This window comes from Streptosporangium nondiastaticum, assembly GCF_003011965.1.
In the GTDB taxonomy this organism is placed as follows: Bacteria; Actinomycetota; Actinomycetes; order Streptomycetales; family Streptomycetaceae; genus Streptomyces; species Streptomyces nondiastaticus.
In genome coordinates, this window is record NZ_PXWG01000106.1 from 1 (window position 1) to 23204 (window position 23204).

The window sequence follows — 23204 nt, forward strand, 5'->3', positions numbered from 1 at the left end:
CCCCCGACACCCCGCCGGCACCCCAGCCCGACCCCGCACCCCAGGCCCAGACCTCCCCCGCATCCCCCCAGACCACCCCCGACCAGCCCCTCGACATCGCCGGCATCGGCATCGGCCCCTTCAACCTCTCCCTCGCCGCCCTCGCCCACGGCATCCCCGGCCTCCGCACCGCCTGCTACGACCAGAACCACACCTTCCGCTGGCACGCCGGCCTCCTCATCGACGGCACCACCCTCCAGGTCCCCTTCCTCGCCGACCTCGTCACCCTCGCCGACCCCACCAGCCCCTGGAGCTTCCTCAACTACCTCAAATCACGCGAACGCCTCTACCCCTTCTACTTCGCCGAGCGCTTCCACATCCAGCGCGCCGAATACGACTCCTACTGCCGCTGGGTCAGCCGGCAACTCCCCGGCCTCCACTTCGGCCACCAGATCGACGCCATCCGCTGGAACCCCGAACGCAGCCTCTTCGAAATCGACTTCACCCAGCTCGACACCGACGGCGAAGCCGAAGCCCTAGGCCGCACCTACACCCGCAACCTCGTCCTCGGCGTCGGCACCGCCCCCCACGTCCCCGACCCCCTCCGCCCCCTCGTCGACGCCCCCGCCGTCCCCGTCATCCACTCCGCCGACTACCTCGACCACCGCGAACGCATCCTCGCCGCCGAACACATCACCGTCATCGGCTCAGGCCAATCCGGCGCCGAAGTCTTCCTCGACCTCCTCCGCAACCGCCCCGCCGGCCGCGAAAAACTCCACTGGCTCGCCCGCACCCCCGCCTTCGCCCCCATGGAATACAGCAAACTCGGCCTCGAACAATTCACCCCCGACTACACCCGCTACTTCCACGCCCTCCCCGAACCCGTACGCAACCAACTCCTCCCCCAGCAATGGCAGCTCCACAAGGGCATCGCCGCCGAAACCCTCGCCGACATCCACGACGAGCTCTACCGCCGCAGCCTCCACGGCGGCTGGCCCGACACCGTCCTCACCCCCGGCGTCTTCGTCCGCACCGCAGGCCGCGTCGGCACCACCCGCGTCGAACTCCACCTCGAACACGCCCAGCAAGGCACCCGCTCCCGCATCACCACCGACGCCGTCATCCTCGCCACCGGCTACCGCGAACGCCCCGTCGACACCCTCCTCGCCGCCCTCGACCCCTACATCCGCCGCGACCACAGCGAACGCCCCCGCATCGACGAGAACCACCGCCTCGTCCTCGACCCCCTCGTCCGCGGCGCCATCCACGTCCAGAACGCCGAACGCCACACCCACGGCGTCGGCACCCCCGACCTCGGCCTCGCCGCCTGGCGCAGCGCCACCATCCTCAACGCCATCACAGGAAAGGCGGTCTACCCCCTCCCGGAGCGGACCGCCTTCACCACATTCGGCCTGGAACCGCGACCGCAGCCACGACCCCGCACCACCGGATCAGAAGACCGGCGCACCATCCCGCGTCAGCTTCCAGTCCACTGACGCAAAACGCCCCACATCGATCGTCCCCTGCGCCTTCACCCAGGAAATGATCGTGTTACGGATCTCCTCCGAGTTGGCCCACACCTGCTTCGCCCGCGCCACGTGCGGGAAATTACCCCCACCACTGGCCCGGTAATTGTTCACCGCCAGGACGAACTCGGCCGCGTCGTCCAGCGGCTTCCCGTCGAACATCAGCCTCGTGACCCGCGCCCCCGGCGCCTTCGCGATATCGATCTCGTACGAGAGGCCGCTGACCACGTCATAGTTATAATCCGGAATGCTCTCCGCATTCGTCAGCTTCGCCGGATCCACCGGAACACCCGCCGGCGTCCGCACATAATAATGCGCCGAGAACTCCAGATAATCCCGCAGCTGCGCACCCGTCAGCACCCGCGCCTCCAGCGTGTTCTCAAACGGATACAGCCCCGCCACCTGACGGATCGAGACCTTCCCCGCCGGCACCCCCGCCGTCCGCGAAAAACACGACGCCTGCGACAACACCGGCAGCGACGCGTACGCCGTACCCGCCAGCGCCGCCCTCACCGTCTCTTTCTGCACGTGATTGATGAAGTCGATGACCGGGGTGTCCTTGTACGCCGCCTCCGCCGCACTCATCGCCGCCGTCGACGTACCGATCACCTGGTTCACATACGCCACGACCTTCTCGTGCTCATCACGCAGCAACCGAGTGATCTTCTTGTCCTCGGGCACCGTGTTCGAGTTCAGCACCTTCGCCGACACCGACTCCACCTGCCACCGGCCCCGCTCCCACACCAGACCGAAGTCGAAGAGCGTCAGCCGCTGACCCCACTTCAACGGCTCCGACAGCACCACCTGCTTGCCCGTCTTCTTGTTCGCCACCCGGTACTCCGGGATCTCCGTGTGCGCATGACCCACCAGAATCGCGTCGATCCCCGGCACCTGCTCCGCCACCAAAGCCGCCGCATTCTCCACATACGGCAACTGATCACCATACGAAGACGTCCCGCTCGAACCCGAATGCGCCGCCACGATCACCACATCCGCACCCATCGAACGCAGCCGCGGCACCCACTTCGCCGCCTGCTCCTCCAGACCCGGGAACACCATCTTCCCCTGGACATTCGCCTTGTCCCAGATCGCGATCCCCGGATTCGTCAACCCCAGAATCGCCACCTTCACATCACGACCGAACGGCGCACACACCCGCTTCATCACATACGGAGCGAACGCCGGCCGCAACGACTTCGCGTCCAGCGCATTCGCCCCCAGCAGCGGAAAGTCACACTGCTCCTCGAACTTCCGCAGCACCGGAATACCATAATTGAACTCATGGTTCCCCAGGGCCGCCGCGTCATACCCGATCGCATTCATCGCCTGCGCCATCGGATGCACCGGACCATGCGCCTTGGTGATCGGATCCACCTTGGCGTAGTAATACGACAACTGCGTACCCTGAATCGTATCCCCCGCATCAATCAGCAGGGTATTACGGCGCCCCTTCTCCGACCGCACCTGATTCACCAGCGTCGAAATCTTCGCCAGACCCACATCGTTGTGCGCCTTGTCGTCGAACTCCGCATCCGTGAAGTAGTCCCAGTTGAAGACGTTCCCGTGCAGATCCGTCGTCCCCATCACCGTGAACGAGTACTTCCGCCTCCCCCGGCCACCCACAAGACCCGCATCCACCCCCTGCGCTTCGGCCGACCCGGCACCCACCGCCCCCACAAGCGCGACCCCCGCACCCGTCGCGGCGGTACGCCCCAGAAAATTCCTCCGGTTCAGCGGCACTTCTTCTCCCCAAAAGTCGCTCATGGTCCGGTCGTGACGGTCACATCACGACAACGCGCGTAGATTCTGGCCCGCCCCACCCCACCCGCGACACCCTCCCAAGGTTGCGATCCGGTGACTCCCCAGTAACCCCGCGACCCCCACCGGGAAATCCCCGGTGACCCACCGGAAGAACCGGGCCACACTGAACCCATGACCACACCCGCACCCGCCACGCCCCTGCCCTACGGCACCCCCGACACCCCCCGCGTCTCCGTCCGCGGCGAAGCCCGCCTCGAAGTCGACCCCGAAATCGCCCACATCAACATCGCCGTCACCGCACGCAACACCGACCGCACCACCACCCTCGACGACCTCACCCGCCGCAACACCAGAGCCCTCGACCTCATCAAGTCCTACGGCGACGCCGTCGAAAGAATCGAAACCGGCCTCATCACCGTGGCCCCCCAGTTCGCCAACAAGGGCCGCCACGAACGCGTCCGCTCCTACCAAGGCAGCGTCTACCTCACCGCCACCCTCAACGACTTCACCGTCCTCGGCGAACTCACCACCGGCCTCGCCGACCTCCCCCTCACCGAGATCACCGGCCCCTGGTGGTCCCTCCGCCCCGACTCACCCGCACACCGCGAAGCCCGCCGCCTCGCCGTCCAAGAAGCCGTCCAGCGCGCCCGCGAATACGCCGACGCCCTCGGAGCCCGCCTCACCGCCCTCCTCGAACTCGCCGACGACGGAGCCGAGCACATGGGCTACCCCGGGACGGCCCGCGGCGGATACGGAGCAGCCGGAGCCGCCGCCGAACCCGAACTGGATCTCGAACCCCAGCGCCAGACCGTCCACGCCCAGGTCAACGCCCGCTTCACCATGACCCCGCCCCAACTCTGAAGCCGCTCATCGGAGCGCGCACGCGCACGTTCATGCATTGTCAAAAACCTTTTACCGAAAGGCCGTTGGGCTGTCGCCGGCGACGGATCCACTACCCACCGGTAGGTCATAAGGTCGAAACATGCGCCGAGCAAAAATCGTCTGCACCCTCGGGCCCGCCACCGACTCGTACGAGCAGATCAAGGCACTCGTCGACGCCGGAATGGACGTAGCCCGCTTCAACCTCAGCCACGGCACCTACGCCGACCACGAGGCCCGCTACCAGCGCGTACGCAAGGCGGCCGAGGAAGCCGGCCGCAGCGTCGGCGTCCTCGCCGACCTTCAAGGCCCGAAGATCCGCCTCGGCCGCTTCCGTGAAGGCCCCGTACTCCTTGAACGCGGCGACGAGTTCACCATCACCGTCGAGCCCGTCGAAGGCGACCGCCACACCTGCGGCACCACTTACGACGGCCTCGCCGGCGACGTCAGCCGGGGAGAGCGCATCCTCGTCGACGACGGCCGCGTCACTCTGGAAGTCGTCGAGGTCGACGGCCCGCGCGTCCGCACCATCGTCATCGAGGGCGGCATGGTCTCCGACCACAAGGGCCTCAACCTCCCCGGCGTCGCCGTCTCCGTCCCCGCCCTCTCCGACAAGGACGTCGAGGACCTGCGCTGGGCGCTCGGCACCGGCGTCGACATCATCGCCCTGTCCTTCGTCCGCAGCGCGGACGACGTCGCCGACGTCCACCGCGTCATGGGCGAGGAAGGCCGCCGCCTCCCCGTCATCGCCAAGATCGAGAAGCCGCAGGCCGTGGAGAACCTCGACGGCATCATCGCCGCCTTCGACGGCATCATGGTCGCGCGCGGCGACCTCGGCGTCGAAATGCCACTGGAAACGGTCCCGATCGTGCAGAAGCGAGCGATCAAGCTCGCGAAGCGGAACGCGAAGCCGGTCATCGTGGCGACGCAGATGCTCGACTCGATGATCGACGCCTCCCGCCCGACCCGCGCGGAGGCGTCGGACGTCGCCAACGCCGTCATCGACGGCACGGACGCGGTCATGCTCAGCGGCGAGACGAGCGTCGGCAAGTACCCCGTCGAGACGGTCAAGACCATGGGCCGCATCGTGGCCGCGGCGGAAGAGGACCTCCTCGCGAAGGGCCTCCCGCCCCTGAGCGAGCGGAGCAAGCCCCGCACCCAGGGCGGCTCGGTGGCCCGCGCCGCGGCCGAAATGGGTGACTTCCTGGAAGCGAAGTTCCTCGTCGCCTTCACCCAATCCGGCGACACGGTCCGCCGCCTGAGCCGGTACCGCTCACCGATCCCCCTGCTGGCGTTCACGCCCGAGGCGTCGACGGCGGCCCAGCTGAGCCTGACGTGGGGGGTGGAGACGTTCCTGGGCCCGATGGTCCAGACGACGGACGAGATGGTCGACCAGGTGGATGAGTACCTGCTGAGGATCGGCCGGTGCCGGAAGGGGGACCGGGTGATCATCACGGCGGGCTCGCCGCCGGGGACGCCGGGCACGACGAATATGGTGCGGGTGCACCACATCGGTGAGGAGTAGGCCGACTACGTCAGTGCTTGGGGCCTATGTGGGTGTCCATGAGGGCGACGGATGCCTTGCGGGCGACGGAGATGTTGAAGGCGTTCGGCTGCTTCCACTCGACGCCCACGGTGTCGAGAGTGTCCGTGTAGATCTGCCGGATGTCCGCCGACTTGTTGGTGAAGAAGTACCGCGGATACTCGTAGCGCTTGGGAACTCCATTGACGAGGCGGCTCGTCCAGTTGGTGACGCGGCAGCCGTCCGAGTGGATGAGTCCGCGGAGTAGCTCCCAAGGGTGGGCGTCCACGAGCTCTTGCTGCCAGGGCTGCAAGGCGATCGCCCGCTCGTGCTTCTTGCCTGATCCATGCTGCGGGAAGAGGCACGGCCAGTGCTTGCTGGTGCTGGTGACCATCACGCAGCCTTGCTTTTGCACGATGCACACGCGGTTCTCGGGGCGGACTGCCCTGATTGCCTCCCGGCACGCCACGATGAGCCCGGGCCACGCGTCTGCGCATGCGATACGGAGGGCGTAGGTGCCGCTCTTCTGCTTGCTGATGCAGCCGTCCCCGAGATAGAGGCCGAACAGGTAGACGTAGGCGGCAGAGGCCCGAGGCTGCTGCTGGTCTGTGGCGCATCCCCAGCATGGAGCGCCCGTGGGGTAGGCGGGCTCGATTCTGGCCTGCCATGAGCGGATTGCGTACCGGGATATCCCGGTCTCCTTGCTCACGGAGTTGAGGCTGCGACCCTGGTTGACGAGGGCCAATGCGCGATGGCGCGTTCTGATGTCGTACACAGCTACGAGCCTGTCTTGCCCGTGCTGCGGAAGGGGGGATTCGAAGCAATGTTCACTGTCGAGAGTGAAGGATCCCAGCCGTTGGGTCCGCTGACCTTGCCTTCGAATCGAAGGTAAAGTGCCCCGGGTCGGATTCGAACCGACACTGTATGGTGTTTGAGACCATTGCCTGCTGCCGATTGGGCTACCGGGGCCTTGCAATCTAAGGGAAGTGTATACCTCCTCAGTGCTCAAAACTACATGACCTAGGTAGGCTCATGCGAGCAGCACCTTGCCCTGGAACGAGGAGACCCGTGACCGCCGCCGAGCCCACCCCGCCCGTCGACGACGAGCCGACGCACACCCCTCCCCATGTCACCCGCGTGGTGATCGCCGAGGACGAGGCCCTGATCCGGCTCGACCTCAAAGAGATGCTTGAGGAAGAGGGCTACTCCGTCGTGGGCGAGGCGGGCGACGGCGAGACCGCGGTCGCGCTGGCCCGGGAGCACAAGCCCGATCTGGTGATCCTCGACGTGAAGATGCCCGTCCTCGACGGGATCTCCGCCGCCGAGCAGATCGCCCGCGATTCGATCGCGCCCGTCCTCATGCTCACCGCCTTCTCGCAGCGCGAGCTCGTCGAGCGGGCCCGGGACGCCGGTGCGATGGCCTACCTCGTGAAGCCGTTCAGCAAGAGCGACGTCGTCCCGGCCATCGAGATGGCCGTCTCCCGCTTCACGGAGCTGAAGGCCCTGGAGAAGGAGGTCGCGGATCTTTCTCAGCGGCTGGAGACGCGGAAGCTGGTGGACCGGGCGAAGAGCATCCTGCAGACGCAGTACGGCCTGACCGAGCCGGCGGCGTTCCGCTGGATCCAGAAGACGTCGATGGACCGCCGGCTGTCGATGCAGCAGGTGGCCGAGGCGGTCATCGAGGACGCCGAGGAGAAGAAGGCGGCGAAGGGGCAGTAGCCCCGGCCGTAGCCGCACTGACTGATGAGGGCCCGTGTCCGTACCGGACACGGGCCCTCATCAGTCTTCGCCCAGGTACGCCTTCCGCACGGATTCGTCGTGGAGGAGGTCCGCGCCGGTTCCGGAGAGGACGATCTTCCCGATTTCCATGACGTGGCCGCGGTCGGCCAGGGAGAGCGCGGCCTGGGCGTTCTGTTCGACGAGCAGGATGGTCGTGCCGGAGGCCTTGAGCTCGGTGATGGTGGCCATGATCCGCTGCATCATGATCGGCGAGAGGCCCATGGAGGGTTCGTCGAGCATGAGGAGCTTGGGGCGGGACATCAGGGCGCGGCCCATGGCGAGCATCTGCTGTTCGCCGCCGGAGAGGGTGCCGGCGGCTTGGCGTGCGCGTTCGCCGAGGATGGGGAAGAGGTCGTAGACGCGTCGTACGTCTTTCGCGATGCCCTCCGCGTCCTTCCGGAGGAACGCTCCGAGCTGGAGGTTTTCCGTGATGGTGAGGCGGGGGAAGATGTGGCGGCCTTCGGGGGAGTGGGCGAGGCCGAGGGCGACGATGCGGTGGGCGGGGACGCCGGTCAGGGGGCGTCCGTCGAAGCGGATGGTGCCGCTGAGGGGTTTGAGGAGGCCGGAGAGGGTGCGCAGGGTGGTGGTCTTGCCGGCGCCGTTGGTGCCGATGAGGGTGACGATCTGGCCGGTTTCGACGGTGAAGCTGATGCCTTTGACGGCTTCGATCTTGCCGTAGGCGACGCGGAGGTTGTCGACTTCGAGGAGGGCGGTCATCGCTGGTCCCCCTCTTGCGTCTCTTCTGTGCGGGCTTCGGCGGCGGCGACTTCCGCCGCCTCTTCTTCTCCGGGCGCTCCTTCGAAGGGCGTGCCCAGGTACGCCGCGATGACGCGTTCGTCGGCCTGGACGGTATCTGCTGTGCCTTCGGTGAGTTTTTCGCCTTGGACGAGGACGGCGACGCGGTCGCAGAGGGTGAAGATGAAGCGCATGTCGTGTTCGATGACGAGGACGGCGGTGCCTTGGGCGCGGATGGCGTGGACGAGTGCTTCGGTGGCGCGGGTTTCCTGGGGGTTCATGCCGGCGGTGGGTTCGTCGAGGAGGAGGAGTCCGGGGTCGCTGGCGAGGGCGCGGGCGATTTCGAGCTTGCGTTGTTCTCCGTAGGGGAGGTTGCGGGCGAGGTGGTCGCGTTTGGGGGCGAGTCCGGTGAAGGCGAGGAGTTCCATGGCGCGTTCTTCGGATGCTTTTTCGGCGCGGCGGAAGGCGGGGCCGCGGAGGAGGGCGGAGAAGAGGCCTTCTTTGGTGCGGGTGTGGCGGCCGACTTGGACGTTTTCGAGGACGGTCATGTTGGCGAAGAGGCGGATGTTCTGGAAGGTGCGGGCGATGCCGGCTTTGGTGACGAGGTGGGGTTTGGGGGGTAGGGCGCTGCTCTTGTAGGTGACGGTGCCTTCGGTGGGGGTGTAGAGGCCGGTGAGGCAGTTGAAGAAGGTGGTTTTGCCGGCGCCGTTGGGTCCGATGAGGCCGACGATTTCGTTGTGGTGGACGGTGAGGTCGACGTCGTGTACGGCGGTGAGGCCGCCGAAGCGCATGGTGACGCCGGTGGCGGTGAGGACGGGGGCGGGGGCGTCGGTGGCTGTCATGGGGTGGACGCCTCCGGGTGGGTGAGGGTGCCGGGGCCGGTGGTGGTTGTGTCGTGGAATTCGAGTTGGCGGCGGCGGTTGGGGATGAGGCCTTCGGGGCGGAAGCGCATGAGGAGGATGAGGGCGGCGCCGAAGGCGAGGAGTTGGTAGTCCTGGAGGAATTGGAGTTTGGCGGGGATGAGGTAGAGGAGGGCGGCGCCGAGGAGGGGGCCGCTGATGGTGCCCATGCCGCCGAGGATGACTGCTGCGAGGAGGAAGGCGGAGTTGGGGGGTACGGGTCCGGCGAAGACGTATTGCTCGGGGACGACGGTGTAGGCGACGTGGGCTTGGACGGTTCCGGCGAGTCCGGCGAGGGTGGCGCCGAGGGCGAAGGCGAGGAGTTTGAGGCGGAAGCCGTTGATGCCCATGGCGGTGGCGGCGGTTTCGTCTTCGCGGATGGCGATCCAGGCGCGGCCGATGCGGGAGTTGCCGGCGCGGCTGAAGACGAGGACGACGATGACGGTGAAGAGGAGCATGAGGAGGTAGTAGTTGGCGAAGGGGTTGAGGGCGATGGTGCCGAGGTGGTGGGTGTCGCCGAAGGAGTAGCCGAAGAGGACGAGGTCGGGGATGTTGGGGATGCCGTTGGGGCCGTTGGTGAGGGAGGGGCCGGATTCGCCGTTGAGGTTGCCGACGGTGATGCGGAAGATCTCGCCGAAGCCGAGGGTGACGATGGCGAGGTAGTCGCCGCGCAGCCGGAGGGTGGGGGCGCCGATGACGACGCCGAAGACGAGTGAGGCGGCGGCGCCGGTGAGGACGGCGGCCCAGAAGGGGAAGTGGATGTCGAGGGTGGATGCGGTGGTGCCGGAGACGAGGGCGGCGGTGTAGGCGCCGACGCCGAGGAAGGCGACGTAGCCGAGGTCGAGGAGGCCGGCGAGGCCGACGACGACGTTGAGGCCGAGGGCGACGGTCGAGAAGATCAGGATGTTGACGGCGATGAGGGTGTATTGGTCGGTGTCCTGGGTGAGGGGGAAGAGGGCTGCGGCGATGAAGGCGGCGGTGACGGTGGGCGTGCGGTGTTTGGCGGTCAGTGCGGTGAGCCGGCCCAGGAGTCCGGCTCGGGCGAGGCCGGCGGTGCCGAGGCCGGCCAGGAGCAGGAAGCCGGTGAAGAGTTCGCCGTAGGCGGTGCCGATGCCGTAGGTGACGATGCCGAGGGCGATGCCGAAGGCTGCGGCGATGATGAGGATTTCGGCCCAGGGGGGCAGGGGCCGGGGTGGCGGTGGCTGCTGGTGGGGGTGGCCGGGGCGGATGGTGCGGAGGGCGGTGCGGGCGAGTGCCCGGGCGCGGGTGGTGGCCTTTGGGCGGCCGGTGCCCGGTGTGGCGTCCTGGGTGTCCTCGGTGCCGTCGGTGTCCTCGGTGTGCCGGTCGAGGGGGAGGGCGAGGGTGCCGAGGAGGGTGAGGAGGGTGGCGAGGGCGGCGGTGTAGCCGCCGGGTTCGAGGTTGGCGAGTCCGCCGAGTTGTACGGCGATGGTGACGAGGGTGTACCAGGTGGTGGCGAGGGTGGCGGTGGCGAGGAGCGCGGTGGCGTTGTTGCTGCCGGCGGGGTTGAGCCAGCGGAGGCCTGGGATGTTCCAGGTGGTGAGGGTGTAGGCGAGGGTGAGGAGGGCGCCGGTGAGGGTGAGGAGCTGGAGGCCGCCGGGGTAGCCGTTGACGGTGAGGTTGCCGGGGAAGCGGGTGGTCCAGGTCCAGGAGAGGAAGGTGGAGGCGGCGCTGAGGAGGGCGCCGGTGGCGGTGAGTGCGCGTGCGGTGGTGAGGGGGAGGGGGATGAGGGGGGCGGTTTGGGCGGCGGGTGTTTCCGTTGCTTTCGTTGCTGCTGGTGTGGTGTGTGGGTTCATTGCTCTCACGCCCGATCCGCGACGCGTTCGCCGAGCAGCCCTTGGGGCCTGATGAGGAGGACGAGGATGAGGAGGGCGAAGGCCCAGACGTCCTTCCAGCCGCCTCCGCCGAGTTGCTGCATTCCGGGGATGTGCTGGATGTAGGTGGAGGCGGCGGCTTCGGCGATGCCGAGGACGACTCCGCCGAGCATGGCTCCGTAGATGTTGCCGATGCCGCCGAGGACGGCTGCGGTGAAGGCTTTGAGGCCGAGGATGAAGCCCATTTCGAAGTTGATCTGTCCGGCGCGGAGTCCCTGGGCGACGGCGGCGACGGCGGCGAAGGCGCCGCCGATGGCGAAGGCCAGGACGATGATGCGGTCGGTGTTGATGCCCATGAGTTTTGCGGTGTCGGGGTCCTGGGCGGTGGCTTGCATGGCGCGGCCGGTGCGGCTTCGGGCGACGAAGAGGCCGAGGGCGAGCATGCACAGGGGTGCGGCGGCGAGGACGAAGAGGTCGTCGCGCTGGAGGTGGAGGTTGCCGGCGAGTTCGAAGGCGTCGCCCTGGAACTGCGGGAATCCGCGGGATTTCTTGGCGTCGGGGTAGAAGGCCCAGACGATTTGCTGGAGGGCGATGGAGAGGCCGATGGCGGTGATGAGGGGGGCGAGTCTGGGGGCGGTGCGCAGGGGCCGGTAGGCGAAGCGTTCCGCCGCGGTGGCGACGGCGACGGAGGCCACGGCGCCGCCGATGAGCATGAGGGGGAGGGCGGCGGGGAGGGGGGTGTCGCCGGGGAGCCAGAGGTGGATGGTGAGGGCGCCGAAGGCTCCGATCATGACGATCTCGCCGTGGGCGAAGTTGATGAGCTGGACGATGCCGTAGACCATGGTGTACCCGATGGCGATGAGGCCGTAGAGGGCACCGAGGGCGAGTCCGTTGACCAGCGTTTGCGGCAGTTGGTGCACCGCTGGGCCTCCGATGCGGGTGTCGGATGCGGGTCCGCGCGAGGGCGTGGGACGCTTCCTCGCGCGGTGGGCCGGGGTCCGGTTGGGTGCGGTGGGTGTTCGGTCCCTGAAGGTGCTCAGGGCTTGGAGCTGCTCAGTCCTTGAAGGTGGCGCTCTTGACGGACTTCCAGGCGTCGCCCTTGACCTGGTAGACGGTCAGTTGTTTGTTGGTGGTGTCGCCGAATTCGTCGAAGGAGACCTTTCCGGTGACTCCTTCGAAGGAGACTTTGCCCATCGCTTCGGTGACTTTGGCGCGGGCGTCGGCGGGGAGCTTTCCGTTGTTGGCGGTGACGACGCTCTTGACGGCCTGGATGATGGCCCAGGCCGCGTCGTAGGAGTAGCCGCCGTAGGCCGCGTAGGGGTCTTTGTAGTCGGCTGCCTTGTAGTTCTGGACGAAGGTCTTGGCGGAGTCGAGTTCTTCGACGGGGTAGCCGACGGAGGTGCCGAGGTCGCCGTCGTTGCTCTCGCTGGAGGCCTTGATGAAGGCGGGGTCGTAGATGCCGTCGCCGCCCATGAGGGGGATGCGGGCTCCGGCCTTTTTGACCTGGTCGGAGAGGAGGCCGCCCTCGGGGTACTGGCCGCCGTAGTAGACGATGTCGGCGCCGCTGTTCCTGACTTTGTCGGCGACGCTGGAGAAGTCGGTCTCCTTGACGGTGATGTGGTCGGTGCCGACGACTTCGCCGCCGAGGCGTTTGAATTCCTGGCCGAAGATGGAGGCGAGGCCGACGCCGTAGGTCTGTTTGTCGTCGACGATGAAGGCCTTTTTCTTTTTGGCGTCGTTGAAGGCGTACTGGGCGGCGAAGCGGCCTTGGATGATGTCGGTGGTGGCGGTGCGGAAGTAGGTTTTGAAGGGGCGTTTCTTGTCTCCCTTGAGCCAGCTGTCGCCCTGGCTGAGCTCGGGGCTGGTGTTGGCGGGGGAGACCTGGGTGAGGTCGGCGCGGGCGAAGACGCCTTGCATGGACTGGGAGACGCCCGAGTTGAGGGGGCCGACGACGCCGAGCACGGCTTTGTCGGCGACGAGTTTGGTGGCGTTCTGCTGGCCGGAGGCGGGGACGGCCTGGTCGTCGAGGGTCTCGGTGCGGAAGGTGACGCCCTTGACTTCTTTGTTCTTGTTGGCGGTGCGGGCGGCCAGGTCGACGGAGTTCTTGATGCCCTGGCCGAGGGCGGAGAGGGAGCCGGTCAGCGGGGCGTCGACGCCGATGACCACGGTGGTCTGCGTGCCGCCGCCGTTGTCGTTGTCGCTCTTGCCGCCTTCGTCGCGTGAGCCGCAGGCGCTCAGGGTGAGCGCGCCGGCGGCGAGGGTGCTGGTGAGGAGGAGCAGGGGACGATGGCGCACGGTGTGTCCTTTCCCCGGCGGGGCGGTGACTGGCCGTGACTCTAAGGGGGTGCGGCGACGGGGGGCAGAGGTGCTGGCCATGATGTGACTGTCTTGTTATGACGCAGATCACTTCTGGGGAATTTTGTGTAGCAGCGCTGAGCGAATGATCTTCGCGGATGGTGATTTGTCCCCCGAGTGCGGAGCCAGAAAGTGCAGTTCCGCTAAGCGGTCGTGGGTGGGGGAAGGGGGTTCCGGGCCGTGCCGACCGCGCTCGTGTCGCCGTCCCTACGCTTCCCGCCCCGCCCCACGGTTACACAACGTTATGTCGGGGGCCGCCAGTTCTCGGAGCTGTGCGTCGCTCCGTTCGCGGCCGCGCAGCGCTCGGCGGACCGGCGCCGGACCAGTTCGAGCGCCGCGTCCTTCCCGCGCCGGCGCTGCTCGGCGCGGGCCTCCTGCACGATGTCGTCGTAGAGGCCGAACTGCTCGTTCGACAGGCCCTTCTGCTCCCAGTCGAGCCCGGCCCACCTGCTCCCGATGATGTCCTGCTCGGCCCAGTACGAGATGAGCCGCGTGCACAGCTGCACGGGGGAGTCGGGTGAGGGGGAGCTCGGGGAGGGGCCGGCTGCGGAGCCGGAGCCGGGGTCTCCGCAGCCGGTGAGGACGGCGGCCAGCAGCAGTGACGCACAGGTCAGTCGGCCGCGTACAGATGCCCGCATGCGGGGAAGGTACGGCGCGTCCGCGGTACGGGGAACCCGTCATGCGGCAGTTCGGCACCGCCGGTCCGCTACTCCTGCGGCGAGGGTCCGGCGGAACGCGCAGCCACCCGCAGCGGCGGTCAGGCCTCGGCGACGCCGGTCACCCCGCACCACAGTGTCGAGCCTCGGCGACGCCGGTCACCCCGCACCGGCGGTCAGGCTTTGCCGGCGCCGGTCACCCCGCGTCGCGGATGACGCACGTGAGCCGTGCCGAGCACACCCGCTTGTCCTGCTCGTCGGTGACGACGATCTCGTACGTGGCGGTGGTGCGCCCCCGGTGCACCGGTGTGGCGACGCCGGTCACCAGCCCGGAGCGGACGCCCCGGTGGTGGGTGCAGTTGAGGTCGACGCCGACGGCGATCCGGGAGGGGCCGCCGTGCAGCATGGCGCCGACGGAGCCGAGGGTTTCGGCGAGGACGGCGGAGGCGCCGCCGTGCAGCAGCCCGTACGGCTGGGTGTTGCCTTCGACGGGCATGGTGCCGACCACGCGGTCGGCGGAGGCCTCGACGACGCGCACGCCCATGCGCTCGCCGAGGTGCCCGGCGGAGAAGAGGGCGGGCAGGTCGAGCCCGCTGCCGGCCCACTGGTCCAGGACCTCCTGCGGGAACGTGGTCTTGCCGTGCTCGCCCATGCCTCGTGCTCCGATCACCGTCGGCCGTTGTGGTGTGAACGTTTTTTCAGTTCAACGGCCCTGCCGTCAACCGTCGTCAGTAACTGTCGTCAGCAACCGTAGTCAGCCGGCCGGGTCGCTCTTCCCCTCGGATCAGTCGGTCCGTTCCGTCCGCTCGATCCTGACGACCAGCGACTTGCTGGCCGGGGTGTTGCTGGTGTCGGCGGTGTGGTCGAGCGGGACGAGGACGTTCGTCTCGGGGTAGTAGGCGGCGGCGCAGCCGCGGGCCGTGGGGTAGTGGACGACGCGGAAGCCCGCGGCGCGGCGTTCGGTGCCGTCGGTCCATTCGCTGACGAGGTCGGCGTAGCTGCCGTCGGCGAGGTCGAGTTCGCGTGCGTCGTCGGGGTTGACGAGGACGACGCGGCGGCCGTTCTTGATGCCGCGGTAGCGGTCGTCGAGGCCGTAGATGGTGGTGTTGTACTGGTCGTGCGAGCGCAGGGTCTGCAGGAGCAGCCGGCCTTCGGGGGCGTGCGGATACTCGACGGGGGCGGCGGTGAAGTTGGCCTTGCCGGTGGCGGTGGGGAAGCGGCGCTCGTCGCGGGGGGCGTGGGGCAGGGTGAAGCCGCCGGGGCGGGCGACGCGGGCGTTGAAGTCCTCGAAGCCGGGGATGACGCGGGCGATGCGGTCGCGGATCGTGCCGTAGTCCTGCTCGAAGGTCTCCCAGGGGGTGGGGGAGGCGTCGCCGAGCACACGCCGGGCCAGGCGGCAGACGATGGCGGGTTCCGAGAGCAGGTGGGGGCTCGCGGGCTTCAGGCCGCCGCGGGAGGCGTGGACCATGCCCATGGAGTCCTCGACGGTGACGAATTGCTCGCCGCTCGCCTGGCGGTCGCGCTCGGTGCGGCCGAGGGTGGGGAGGATGAGGGCGCGGGCTCCGGTGACCACGTGGGAGCGGTTGAGCTTGGTGGACACGTGGACGGTGAGGCGGGCGCGCCGGACGGCGGCTTCGGTGACGTCGGTGTCGGGGGTGGCGGAGACGAAGTTGCCGCCCATGGCGAAGAAGACCTTGGCCTGTCCGTCGCGGAGCGCGCGGATGGCGCGGACGACGTCAAGGCCGTGTTCGCGCGGCGGGGTGAAGCCGAACTCCTTCTCCAGGGCGTCGAGGAAGGCGGGGGCGGGGCGTTCGAAGATGCCCATGGTGCGGTCGCCCTGGACGTTGCTGTGGCCGCGGACGGGGCAGACGCCGGCGCCGGGGCGGCCGATGTCGCCGCGGAGGAGCAGGAGGTTGACGACCTCCTTGATGGTGGGGACGGCGTGCTTGTGCTGGGTGAGGCCCATGGCCCAGCAGGCGATGGTGCGCTTGGAGGCGAGGATCATGGCGAGGGCCTGCTCGATCTCCGCGCGGCTCAGGCCGGTGGCCTTGAGGGTCTCGTCCCAGTCGGCGGTGAGGGCGGTGCGCCGGAAGTCTTCGAAGCCGTGGGTGTGCTCGTCGACGAACGTGGTGTCGACGGCGCCCTCGGTCTCCAGGACGAGCCGGCCCAGCATGCGGAAGAGCGCCTGGTCGCCGCCGAGGCGGATTTGCAGGAAGAGGTCGGTGAGGGCGGTGCCGCCGCCGGCGAGGCCGCGGGCGTTCTGCGGGTTCTTGAAGCGCTCCAGGCCGGCTTCGGGGAGCGGGTTGACCGTGATGATCTTCGTGCCGCCGCGCTTGGCCTTCTCCAGGGCGCTGAGCATGCGGGGGTGGTTGGTGCCCGGGTTCTGGCCGGCGACGATGATCAGGTCGGCCTTGTAGAGGTCTTCCAGGAGGACGCTGCCCTTGCCGATGCCGATCGTCTCGGAGAGTGCCGAGCCGGAGGACTCGTGGCACATGTTGGAGCAGTCGGGCAGGTTGTTGGTGCCGAACTCGCGGGCGAAGAGCTGGTAGAGGAAGGCCGCTTCGTTGCTGGTGCGGCCGGAGGTGTAGAAGACGGCTTCGTCGGGTGAGTCCAGGGCGGCGAGGTCCTCGGCGATGATGCCGAAGGCGCGTTCCCAGGTGACCGGCTCGTAGGTGTCGGAGCCCTCGGCCAGGTACATGGGCTGGGTGAGGCGGCCCTGCTGGCCGAGCCAGTAGCCGCTGCGCCCGGCGAGGTCGGTGACCGTGTGGCGGGCGAAGAAGTCGGGGGTGACGCGGCGCAGGGTGGCTTCTTCGGCGACGGCCTTGGCGCCGTTCTCGCAGAATTCGGCCGCGTGCCGCTTGTCGGGCTCGGGCCAGGCGCAGCCGGGGCAGTCGAAGCCGTCTTTCTGGTTGACCTTGAGGAGGGTGAGGGCGGTGCGGCGGGCGCCCATCTGCTGGTGGGCCATGCGCAGGGAGTGGGCGACGGCGGGCAGTCCGGCGGCGGCGTGCTGCGGGGCCGTGACGTCCGGTGCGTCCTGGACGGGATCGCCGGTGGGTGGCTTGCCTGCCATGTCGCTCCCCCTTGAGCGGTCGGTGGTGCGCGGTGTCGCGTACGGGTTTCCGTGCGCGTTTCTTGTACGGCTCGTGTGGACGGCCCGTGTGGACGGCTCGTACGGCTCGTACGGTTCAGATCCTGTCACGGGGCGGCGCCGGGTGCCGGGGCGAGGTCGGCGTGGCCGGGATTGTCAGTGGGCCGTGGCAGGATCGGGGGCGTGGCAGCAAAGGCAGTGAAGACGAACGAACCGACCGGCACCGAGGCAGCGGAGGGAGGTCGCCCCCGCCTGCTCCTCATGGACGGGCACTCGATGGCGTACCGGGCGTTCTTCGCGCTGCCGGCGGAGAATTTCACGACGGTCGCCGGCCAGACGACGAACGCGGTGTACGGCTTCGCGTCGATGCTGGCGAACACCCTGCGTGATGAGGCGCCCACGCACTTCGCCGTGGCGTTCGACGTGTCGCGCAAGACGTGGCGCTCGGAGGAGTTCCCGGAGTACAAGGCGACGCGGTCGAAGACGCCGGACGACTTCAAGGGCCAGGTCGAGCTGATCGGCGAGCTGCTCGATGCGATGAAGGTGCCGCGGTTCGCGGTGGACGGCTTCGAGGCGGATGACGTGATCGCCACGCTGGCCACGCAGGCCGAGGCCGAGGGTTTCCACATCTCGATCGTCACCGGCGACCGGGACTCCTTCCAGCTGGTGTCCGATGACGTCACGGTGCTGTATCCGACGAAGGGCGTCTCGGAGCTGACGCGCTTCACGCCGGAGAAGGTCCAGGAGAAGTACGGGCTGAGCCCGTCGCAGTATCCGGACTTCGCGGCCCTGCGCGGCGACCCGTCGGACAATCTGCCGGGCATTCCGGGCGTGGGTGAGAAGACCGCCGCGAAGTGGATCAACCAGTTCGGTTCGTTCGCGGAGCTGGTGGAGCGCGTCGAGGAGGTCAAGGGCAAGGCCGGGCAGAACCTCCGTGATCACTTGGAGGCGGTCAAGCTGAACCGCCGCCTGACGGAGATGGTGCGCGACGTCGAGCTGCCGGTGGGCCCGGAGGGCCTGCGGCGCGCGGCGTACGACCGCAAGGCGCTGATCGCGTTCCTGGAGGGCCTGGAGATCCGCAACCAGGGCCTGCGGGACCGGCTGCTGGCCGCGGACCCGGGTGCGGAGGCCGAGGAGGAGGCCGCTCCCGCGGCGGGCGCCGAGGTGGACGGCACGGTGCTGGGGGCGGGTGAGCTCGCGCCGTGGCTGGCGGAGCACGGCACGTCCCCGCTCGGCGTGGCGATTGTCGACGCCTGGAAGCTGGGCAGCGGCCGGGTCGCGGAGATCGCGCTGGCCACGGGCGAGGGCCCGGCCGTGTGGTTCGACCCGGCGGAGCTCGACGAGGCCGACGAGAAGGCGTTCGCGGGCTGGAGCGCCGACGCGGGCGCGCCGAAGGTCATGCATGACGCCAAGTCGGCGATGCGGGTCTTCGCCGAGCACGGCTGGACGGTCGAGGGCGTCAGCATGGACACGGCGCTGGCCGCCTATCTGGTCAAGCCCGGGCGCCGCTCCTTCGAGCTGGACGCCCTGTCGGTGGAGTACCTGGGCCGGGAGCTGGCCACGGCCGCCGCGGGCGACGGGCAGCTGGCCTTCGGCGCCGACGAGCAGGCCGAGGCCGACGCCCTCATGGGCCGGGCCCGCACGGTCCTCGACCTGGGGGCGGCGTTCACCACGCGCCTGCAGGAGGTCGGTGCGGCGGAGCTGCTGCGCAATGTGGAGCTGCCGACGAGCGCGCTGCTGGCCCGTATGGAGCGGGCGGGCATCGCCGCCGACCGCGGCTGGCTGGAGCGCATGGAGCAGCAGTTCGCCGCCGCGGTGCAGCAGGCCGTGCAGGAGGCGCACGCGGCCGCGGGCCACGAGTTCAACCTCGGCTCGCCCAAGCAGCTGCAGGAGGTGCTCTTCGGCGAGCTCGGCCTGCCGAAGACGAAGAAGACCAAGACCGGCTACACCACGGACGCCGACGCCCTGGCGTGGCTCGCGGCGCAGACCGAGAACGAACTCCCGGTGATCATGCTGCGGCACCGTGAGCAGTCGAAGCTGCGGTCCACGGTCGAGGGCCTGATCAAGTCGATCGCGCCCGGCGGCCGGATCCACACCACCTTCAACCAGACGGTGGCCGCCACGGGCCGGCTGTCCTCCACCGAGCCCAACCTGCAGAACATCCCGGTGCGGACGGACGAGGGCCGGGCCATCCGCCGCGGCTTCGTCGTCGGCGAGGGCTACGAGTCCCTCATGACCGCCGACTACAGCCAGATCGAGCTGCGGGTCATGGCGCACCTCTCCGAGGACGAGGGCCTCATCGAGGCCTTCAACTCCGGTGAGGACCTGCACACCACCGTCGCCTCCCAGGTCTTCGGCGTGGAGCGGACCGAGGTCGACCCGGAGATGCGCCGGAAGATCAAGGCGATGTCGTACGGCCTCGCCTACGGCCTGTCGGCGTTCGGGCTGTCCCAGCAGCTGAACATCGCCCCCGGCGAGGCGGGCAAGCTGATGGACACCTTCTTCGAGCGCTTCGGCGGCGTGCGGGACTACCTGCAGCGGGTGGTCGTCGAGGCCCGCGCCACGGGCTACACCGAGACCATGCTCGGCCGCCGCCGCTACCTCCCGGACCTCAACAGCGACAACCGCCAGCGCCGTGAGATGGCCGAGCGGATGGCGTTGAACGCCCCGATCCAGGGCACCGCCGCCGACATCGTGAAGATCGCGATGCTGCGGGTGGGGAAGGCGCTGGAGGCCGGGGAGCTGGCGTCCCGGATGCTGCTCCAGGTCCACGACGAAATCGTGCTGGAGATCGCTCCGGGCGAGCGGGAGGCCGTCGAGGCGCTGGTGCGCCGCGAGATGGCCGGCGCGGTCGAGCTGCGCGCCCCGCTGGACGTGTCGGTCGGCGTGGGGCGGGACTGGGAGTCCGCCGCGCACTGAGCCCGGCGCCGAGCCCTGGCCGGCCAGGGCTCGTGGGCGCCCGGACCCCGTACCGGGCCCCGCCCGGGTCCGTCCGTGATGTCCGTACGGCCCCTCTCCTCCGCGTCTCCCGCGGGGGAGAGGGGCCGTACGCGTGGTTCTCATCTGCGCCGTGCGTTGCTACCGTGCCCTGCCCGTTCCTGCCTGACTGGGCGTCAGCTGCAGGGGATCCGGGGCGATCCGCCGGGAGGCTTCACATGCGCGCACTCGTCGCCGCGGCCGCAGGGCTGGCCGCCGCCCTCGCCCTCGTCCTCACCGTCACCGCGATCGGCCCGCCCGAAGGCGAGACCTCCCCCAAGCCCCTGCTCACCTCCGCCCCCGCGCACCCCTGACGGGCCGGCCGCGCCGTGCGCCGCAGAGCGAGCCTCGTCCTTCTCGCGGTGGCCGTGTTCCTCGCGGCCCTCGCCCCGCTGCTGCGCTGGTACGCCTACCCCCGCCTCGCCAGGGTCCCGGCGGGCACGTACCAGACCGCCGTCCTGGAGGCGAAGGACGCCACGCTCGTCGACTACGCGCGGATGGAACCGCGGACCGTCCCCAAGGTGACCCTCGTCCAGACCCTCAAGGGCAACGTCGAAGAAGCCCGCAAGGTCCGGCGCGCGACCGGGCGCGACGTCGTCGTCTGGGACACCCTCACCCACATGACCGGGCCCGACGGGGCGATGATCTCCAAGATCCCCGAGCGGTACGTGTTCGACGCCCACGGCCAGCAGCCCGTGCACGCCGGCGGGGAACACGTCGACGGCACGCCCGTACGGCGCGACGGCATCGAGTACAAGTGGCCGTTCCTCGTCGAGAAGCGCGACTACCGCTACTTCGACATGCAGACCCGCACCTCCGCGCCCATCCACTACCGCGGCACCCGCTCCTTCCGGGGGCTCGACGTCTACTACTTCGAGCAGACCGTCCCCTGGACCCGGGTGCCCTTCCCCAAGACGCTGCCCCTCGGGGTCACGCCCGAGGCGCTACGCCAGCTGGGCCTGGAGCGGTGGTACACGACCCGGCGCATGTTCTGGGTCGACCCCGTGACCGGCGCCCCCGTCAACGGCGAGGAGATCCACCGCGAGGAGCTGCGCTGGACCGACCGGCCCGAGAAGCAGCCCGTCACCGCCTTCGCCGGGCACGTGAAGATGCGCGCCGACTACGTCGACTCCACCGTCGCCCTCGTGACCTCCCAGCGGCGGCTCGTCCTCCTGCTGACCTCCTGGCTGCCCTGGGGGAGCGCGGGCCTGGGCGCCGCGCTGGCCGCCCTCGCCCTGTACCTGGAGGCCCGGGCCCGCCCTCGTCGTGCATTTACCGGACAAAAGGCACACGATGGAGGGAAAACCGAGCGGCAGGCCCCGGGGAAGAGGGCCGCGCGGAGCAGAGGAGGCTCGCCGTGAAGGAGAAGACCACGAAGGAGAAGCCGGACGACGGATCCACCACGTCCCGGCCGAGCCGGCTGTACACCGGGGGCGAACGGCCGATCGACCCCGAGGACCTGGTCATGGCCTCCGGCCGGGACGTGACACCGGAACGGGTGGAGCGCGCGAAGCGGCTCATCGAGGAGAAGGGCGCGGCGGCGGTGGAGCGGTACCTCCCCTGAGGGCCGCCACCCCGCCCGGGGCGCAGTGGTGACCCGCCGTCGCGGCGGAAGGAAAGGTGCGCGGGAACGGGACCTCTTCCGCCGCGACGACGGGCCGCCGCGTGTGCCCCGGCCCTGCCGGGCGGGGGCGGGTTCGCTGCGGCCGCGCCGCGGGTGCCCTGCCGGGCGGGGCGGTTCTGCGGATGCGCCGCCTTGGGCTTCCGCCGTGGGTCCCCTGCCGGGCCGGGCGGGCGCTGCCGGGCACGGCGTGATCCGGCACCGCCGATCAGGTCGTGCCGGGTTGCTCGCCGCCGCGGCGGAAACACTTCAGCGGAGCCGATCCCGTCCCGCCGGGATGGTGACCGGCCGACTCCCTTCCGCCGCGGCGGCGAGCAACCACGTACGTGCTGTCCGGCGGTGCCGGACCGGGCGTGCCCGGAGGGCGTGCCGGGGCGCCGGGACGCGGCTGCGCCGATCCCATCCCGCCGCGACGGCGAGCGGCCGCGCCCCTTGCGCCGCGGTGGTGCGCAACCACCCACGTGGAGTCCGGGGGCGCCGGGAATTCGGGGGCGCCCCGCGCCCCCTCAGTGGCCGCCCGTCGCCCGGCGCGTCGGCACCGCTGAGGCCGGGTCTTCCGGCCAGGGGTGGCGGGGGTAGCGGCCCCGGAGTTCCGCCCGGACCGCGCGGTAGCCGTCGCGCCAGAACGACGCCAGGTCCGCCGTGACGGCCGCGGGCCGCCCCGCCGGGGACAGCAGGTGGACGAGGACGGGGACCCGCCCGCCCGCGAGCCGCGGCGTCTCCTGCCAGCCGAACAGCTCCTGCAGCTTCACGGCCAGCACCGGCTGCCCGCCGCCGTAGTCCACCCGGATCCGCGACCCGCTCGGCACCTGGATCCGCTCCGGAGCCAGCTCCTCCAGCCGCGCCGCGTCCCCGGACGCCCACGGCAGGAGCCGTTCCAGCAGCCGGCCGCCGTCCAGCCGCTCCAGGTCGGCCCGCCGCCGCGCCCGCTCCAGCTCCCAGCCGAGCCAGTCGTCCGGCCGCTCCAGCAGCGCGGCGTCGGAGACGTCCGGCCACGGCTCGCCCAGTTCCCGGTGGAGGAAGGCCAGCCGCTCCCGCAGCCCGGCCCCGTCGGCCGTCCAGCGCAGCAGCCCGAGGCCCTCCCGCCGCAGCCCGTCCTCCAGCGCGGCCCGTACGAGCCCGGGGCCGGGTTCCGCCAGCGGGCGGGAGGCCAGCTCGACCGCGCCGAGTCGCTCGACCCGCCGCGCCACCACGTCCCGGCGCTCCTCGGACCAGCGGACCTCCTCGCCCTCCGCGTGCAGCGCGCCCGCGGCCGCCCGCGCCGTGTCCTCGTCGATCACCGCGCCGAGCAGCACCCGCGCCGAGGCCGCCGTGACCGGCCGGTCGGCGACGGCCACCGCGAGCCAGGGCGCGCTCCGCAGCCGCGACCCGTCCCCGAGCTGCGCCCCCGTACCGGACACCATCAAGTAGGCGCCCTCGCCGCGCAGCCGGGCCACCCGCTCGGGATAGGCGAGCGCGGTCACCAGCCCCGCCACGGCGTCGTCCGGCAGCCCGCCGCCGGCGGCGGGAGCCGCGCCGGAGCCTGACAGCGCGCCTTCCAGCCGCCGCGCCTCCGCGCGCCACCGCGCGCCGTACGCGTCCCCGCCGCGCCGCGCC

The 23204-nt window shown here is 69.8% G+C and carries 19 protein-coding genes and 1 tRNA gene; 8 read left to right on the forward strand and 12 right to left on the reverse strand.

Going from position 1 to position 23204, the window contains the following annotated elements; translation table 11 throughout:
• On the forward strand, window positions 1–1475 hold a 1475-nt coding region (locus B7P34_RS26705), incomplete at its 5' end, for a lysine N(6)-hydroxylase/L-ornithine N(5)-oxygenase family protein (protein ID WP_353620269.1).
• Here the strand turns inward: B7P34_RS26705 and B7P34_RS26710 are convergent.
• Window positions 1431–3269: a bifunctional metallophosphatase/5'-nucleotidase gene (locus B7P34_RS26710; protein WP_223268269.1), complete on the reverse strand. Its 1839-nt coding sequence runs from the start codon at window positions 3267–3269 to the stop codon at window positions 1431–1433. The two genes, B7P34_RS26705 and B7P34_RS26710, sit on opposite strands and share 45 nt — an antisense overlap.
• A gap of 168 nt (window positions 3270–3437) precedes the next feature.
• Here B7P34_RS26710 and B7P34_RS26715 point away from each other — a divergent pair, with 168 nt between their 5' ends.
• Window positions 3438–4127: an SIMPL domain-containing protein gene (locus B7P34_RS26715; RefSeq protein ID WP_106680606.1), complete on the forward strand. Its 690-nt coding sequence runs from the start codon at window positions 3438–3440 to the stop codon at window positions 4125–4127.
• Window positions 4128–4248: 121 nt separating this feature from the next.
• Window positions 4249–5670: a pyruvate kinase gene (gene pyk / locus B7P34_RS26720; protein WP_106680608.1), complete on the forward strand. Its 1422-nt coding sequence runs from the start codon at window positions 4249–4251 to the stop codon at window positions 5668–5670.
• Window positions 5671–5680: 10 nt separating this feature from the next.
• On the opposite strand, the gene B7P34_RS38875 is transcribed toward pyk, so the two are convergent.
• Both B7P34_RS38875 and B7P34_RS26730 read right to left on the reverse strand, forming a co-directional pair.
• The gene (locus B7P34_RS38875) at window positions 5681–6061 is read right to left on the reverse strand and encodes a hypothetical protein (RefSeq protein WP_223268270.1); all 381 of its coding nucleotides are present in this window, start codon (window positions 6059–6061) and stop codon (window positions 5681–5683) included.
• Between the two features lie 500 nt (window positions 6062–6561).
• Window positions 6562–6636, reverse strand: a tRNA-Leu gene (locus tag B7P34_RS26730).
• Between the two features lie 168 nt (window positions 6637–6804).
• On the opposite strand from B7P34_RS26730, the gene B7P34_RS26735 reads away from it, so the two are divergent.
• Complete coding sequence (locus B7P34_RS26735) at window positions 6805–7386, forward strand: ANTAR domain-containing response regulator (protein WP_223268271.1); 582 nt, start codon at window positions 6805–6807, stop codon at window positions 7384–7386.
• Window positions 7387–7446: 60 nt separating this feature from the next.
• On the opposite strand, the gene B7P34_RS26740 is transcribed toward B7P34_RS26735, so the two are convergent.
• From B7P34_RS26740 to B7P34_RS26775, 8 genes are all read right to left on the reverse strand, one after another.
• Complete coding sequence (locus tag B7P34_RS26740) at window positions 7447–8163, reverse strand: ABC transporter ATP-binding protein (protein WP_106680614.1); 717 nt, start codon at window positions 8161–8163, stop codon at window positions 7447–7449.
• Complete coding sequence (locus tag B7P34_RS26745; protein ID WP_106680616.1) at window positions 8160–9023, reverse strand: ABC transporter ATP-binding protein; 864 nt, start codon at window positions 9021–9023, stop codon at window positions 8160–8162. Before B7P34_RS26745 ends, B7P34_RS26740 begins: the two co-directional genes overlap by 4 nt.
• Window positions 9020–10894 (reverse strand): branched-chain amino acid ABC transporter permease, encoded by a 1875-nt coding sequence (locus B7P34_RS26750; RefSeq protein WP_106680618.1) that lies wholly within the window; start codon window positions 10892–10894, stop codon window positions 9020–9022. Before B7P34_RS26750 ends, B7P34_RS26745 begins: the two co-directional genes overlap by 4 nt.
• A 5-nt stretch (window positions 10895–10899) precedes the next feature.
• Window positions 10900–11832: a branched-chain amino acid ABC transporter permease gene (locus B7P34_RS26755; protein ID WP_106680620.1), complete on the reverse strand. Its 933-nt coding sequence runs from the start codon at window positions 11830–11832 to the stop codon at window positions 10900–10902.
• 133 nt (window positions 11833–11965) lie between these two features.
• Window positions 11966–13207, reverse strand: a complete 1242-nt coding sequence (locus B7P34_RS26760) for a branched-chain amino acid ABC transporter substrate-binding protein (RefSeq protein ID WP_106680622.1) — start codon at window positions 13205–13207, stop codon at window positions 11966–11968.
• A gap of 302 nt (window positions 13208–13509) precedes the next feature.
• On the reverse strand, window positions 13510–13905 hold the full coding sequence (locus B7P34_RS26765) for a hypothetical protein (RefSeq protein ID WP_106680624.1): 396 nt from the start codon (window positions 13903–13905) through the stop codon (window positions 13510–13512).
• 214 nt (window positions 13906–14119) lie between these two features.
• Window positions 14120–14467 carry a PaaI family thioesterase gene (locus B7P34_RS26770; RefSeq protein ID WP_223268272.1) on the reverse strand — a complete coding sequence of 116 codons (348 nt, stop codon included), beginning with the start codon at window positions 14465–14467 and terminating at the stop codon, window positions 14120–14122.
• 240 nt (window positions 14468–14707) lie between these two features.
• Window positions 14708–16993 carry an FdhF/YdeP family oxidoreductase gene (locus B7P34_RS26775; RefSeq protein WP_106680627.1) on the reverse strand — a complete coding sequence of 762 codons (2286 nt, stop codon included), beginning with the start codon at window positions 16991–16993 and terminating at the stop codon, window positions 14708–14710.
• Between the two features lie 279 nt (window positions 16994–17272).
• Here B7P34_RS26775 and polA point away from each other — a divergent pair, with 279 nt between their 5' ends.
• From polA to B7P34_RS26795, 4 genes are all read left to right on the forward strand, one after another.
• Entirely contained in the window at window positions 17273–19930 is a 2658-nt protein-coding gene (gene polA / locus B7P34_RS26780; RefSeq protein WP_106680635.1) for a DNA polymerase I, read from the forward strand.
• A gap of 236 nt (window positions 19931–20166) precedes the next feature.
• On the forward strand, window positions 20167–20301 hold the full coding sequence (locus B7P34_RS26785) for an SPW_0924 family protein (protein ID WP_106680628.1): 135 nt from the start codon (window positions 20167–20169) through the stop codon (window positions 20299–20301).
• 15 nt (window positions 20302–20316) lie between these two features.
• The gene (locus B7P34_RS26790) at window positions 20317–21348 is read left to right on the forward strand and encodes a DUF3068 domain-containing protein (RefSeq protein ID WP_106680630.1); all 1032 of its coding nucleotides are present in this window, start codon (window positions 20317–20319) and stop codon (window positions 21346–21348) included.
• A complete protein-coding gene (locus B7P34_RS26795) occupies window positions 21345–21551 on the forward strand; it encodes a hypothetical protein (protein WP_106680631.1) in 207 nt (68 codons plus the stop codon). Before B7P34_RS26790 ends, B7P34_RS26795 begins: the two co-directional genes overlap by 4 nt.
• A gap of 563 nt (window positions 21552–22114) precedes the next feature.
• Here the strand turns inward: B7P34_RS26795 and B7P34_RS26800 are convergent.
• A partial coding sequence (locus tag B7P34_RS26800) for an ATP-dependent helicase C-terminal domain-containing protein (protein WP_286157515.1) occupies window positions 22115–23204 on the reverse strand: 1090 nt, incomplete at its 5' end.

Bases quoted from the DNA above. Each gene is read 5' to 3' on its own strand.
- B7P34_RS26740 (WP_106680614.1), bottom strand. From the start codon at position 8,163: ATGACCGCCCTCCTCGAAGTCGACAACCTCCGCGTCGCCTACGGCAAG.
- B7P34_RS26710 (WP_223268269.1), bottom strand. From the start codon at position 3,269: ATGAGCGACTTTTGGGGAGAAGAAGTGCCGCTGAACCGGAGGAATTTT.
- B7P34_RS26715 (WP_106680606.1), top strand. From the start codon at position 3,438: ATGACCACACCCGCACCCGCCACGCCCCTGCCCTACGGCACCCCCGAC.
- pyk (WP_106680608.1), top strand. From the start codon at position 4,249: ATGCGCCGAGCAAAAATCGTCTGCACCCTCGGGCCCGCCACCGACTCG.
- B7P34_RS26765 (WP_106680624.1), bottom strand. From the start codon at position 13,905: ATGCGGGCATCTGTACGCGGCCGACTGACCTGTGCGTCACTGCTGCTG.
- B7P34_RS38875 (WP_223268270.1), bottom strand. From the start codon at position 6,061: ATGGTCACCAGCACCAGCAAGCACTGGCCGTGCCTCTTCCCGCAGCAT.
- B7P34_RS26745 (WP_106680616.1), bottom strand. From the start codon at position 9,023: ATGACAGCCACCGACGCCCCCGCCCCCGTCCTCACCGCCACCGGCGTC.
- B7P34_RS26775 (WP_106680627.1), bottom strand. From the start codon at position 16,993: ATGGCAGGCAAGCCACCCACCGGCGATCCCGTCCAGGACGCACCGGAC.
- B7P34_RS26770 (WP_223268272.1), bottom strand. From the start codon at position 14,467: ATGGGCGTGCGCGTCGTCGAGGCCTCCGCCGACCGCGTGGTCGGCACC.
- polA (WP_106680635.1), top strand. From the start codon at position 17,273: ATGGACGGGCACTCGATGGCGTACCGGGCGTTCTTCGCGCTGCCGGCG.
- B7P34_RS26750 (WP_106680618.1), bottom strand. From the start codon at position 10,894: ATGAACCCACACACCACACCAGCAGCAACGAAAGCAACGGAAACACCC.
- B7P34_RS26785 (WP_106680628.1), top strand. From the start codon at position 20,167: ATGCGCGCACTCGTCGCCGCGGCCGCAGGGCTGGCCGCCGCCCTCGCC.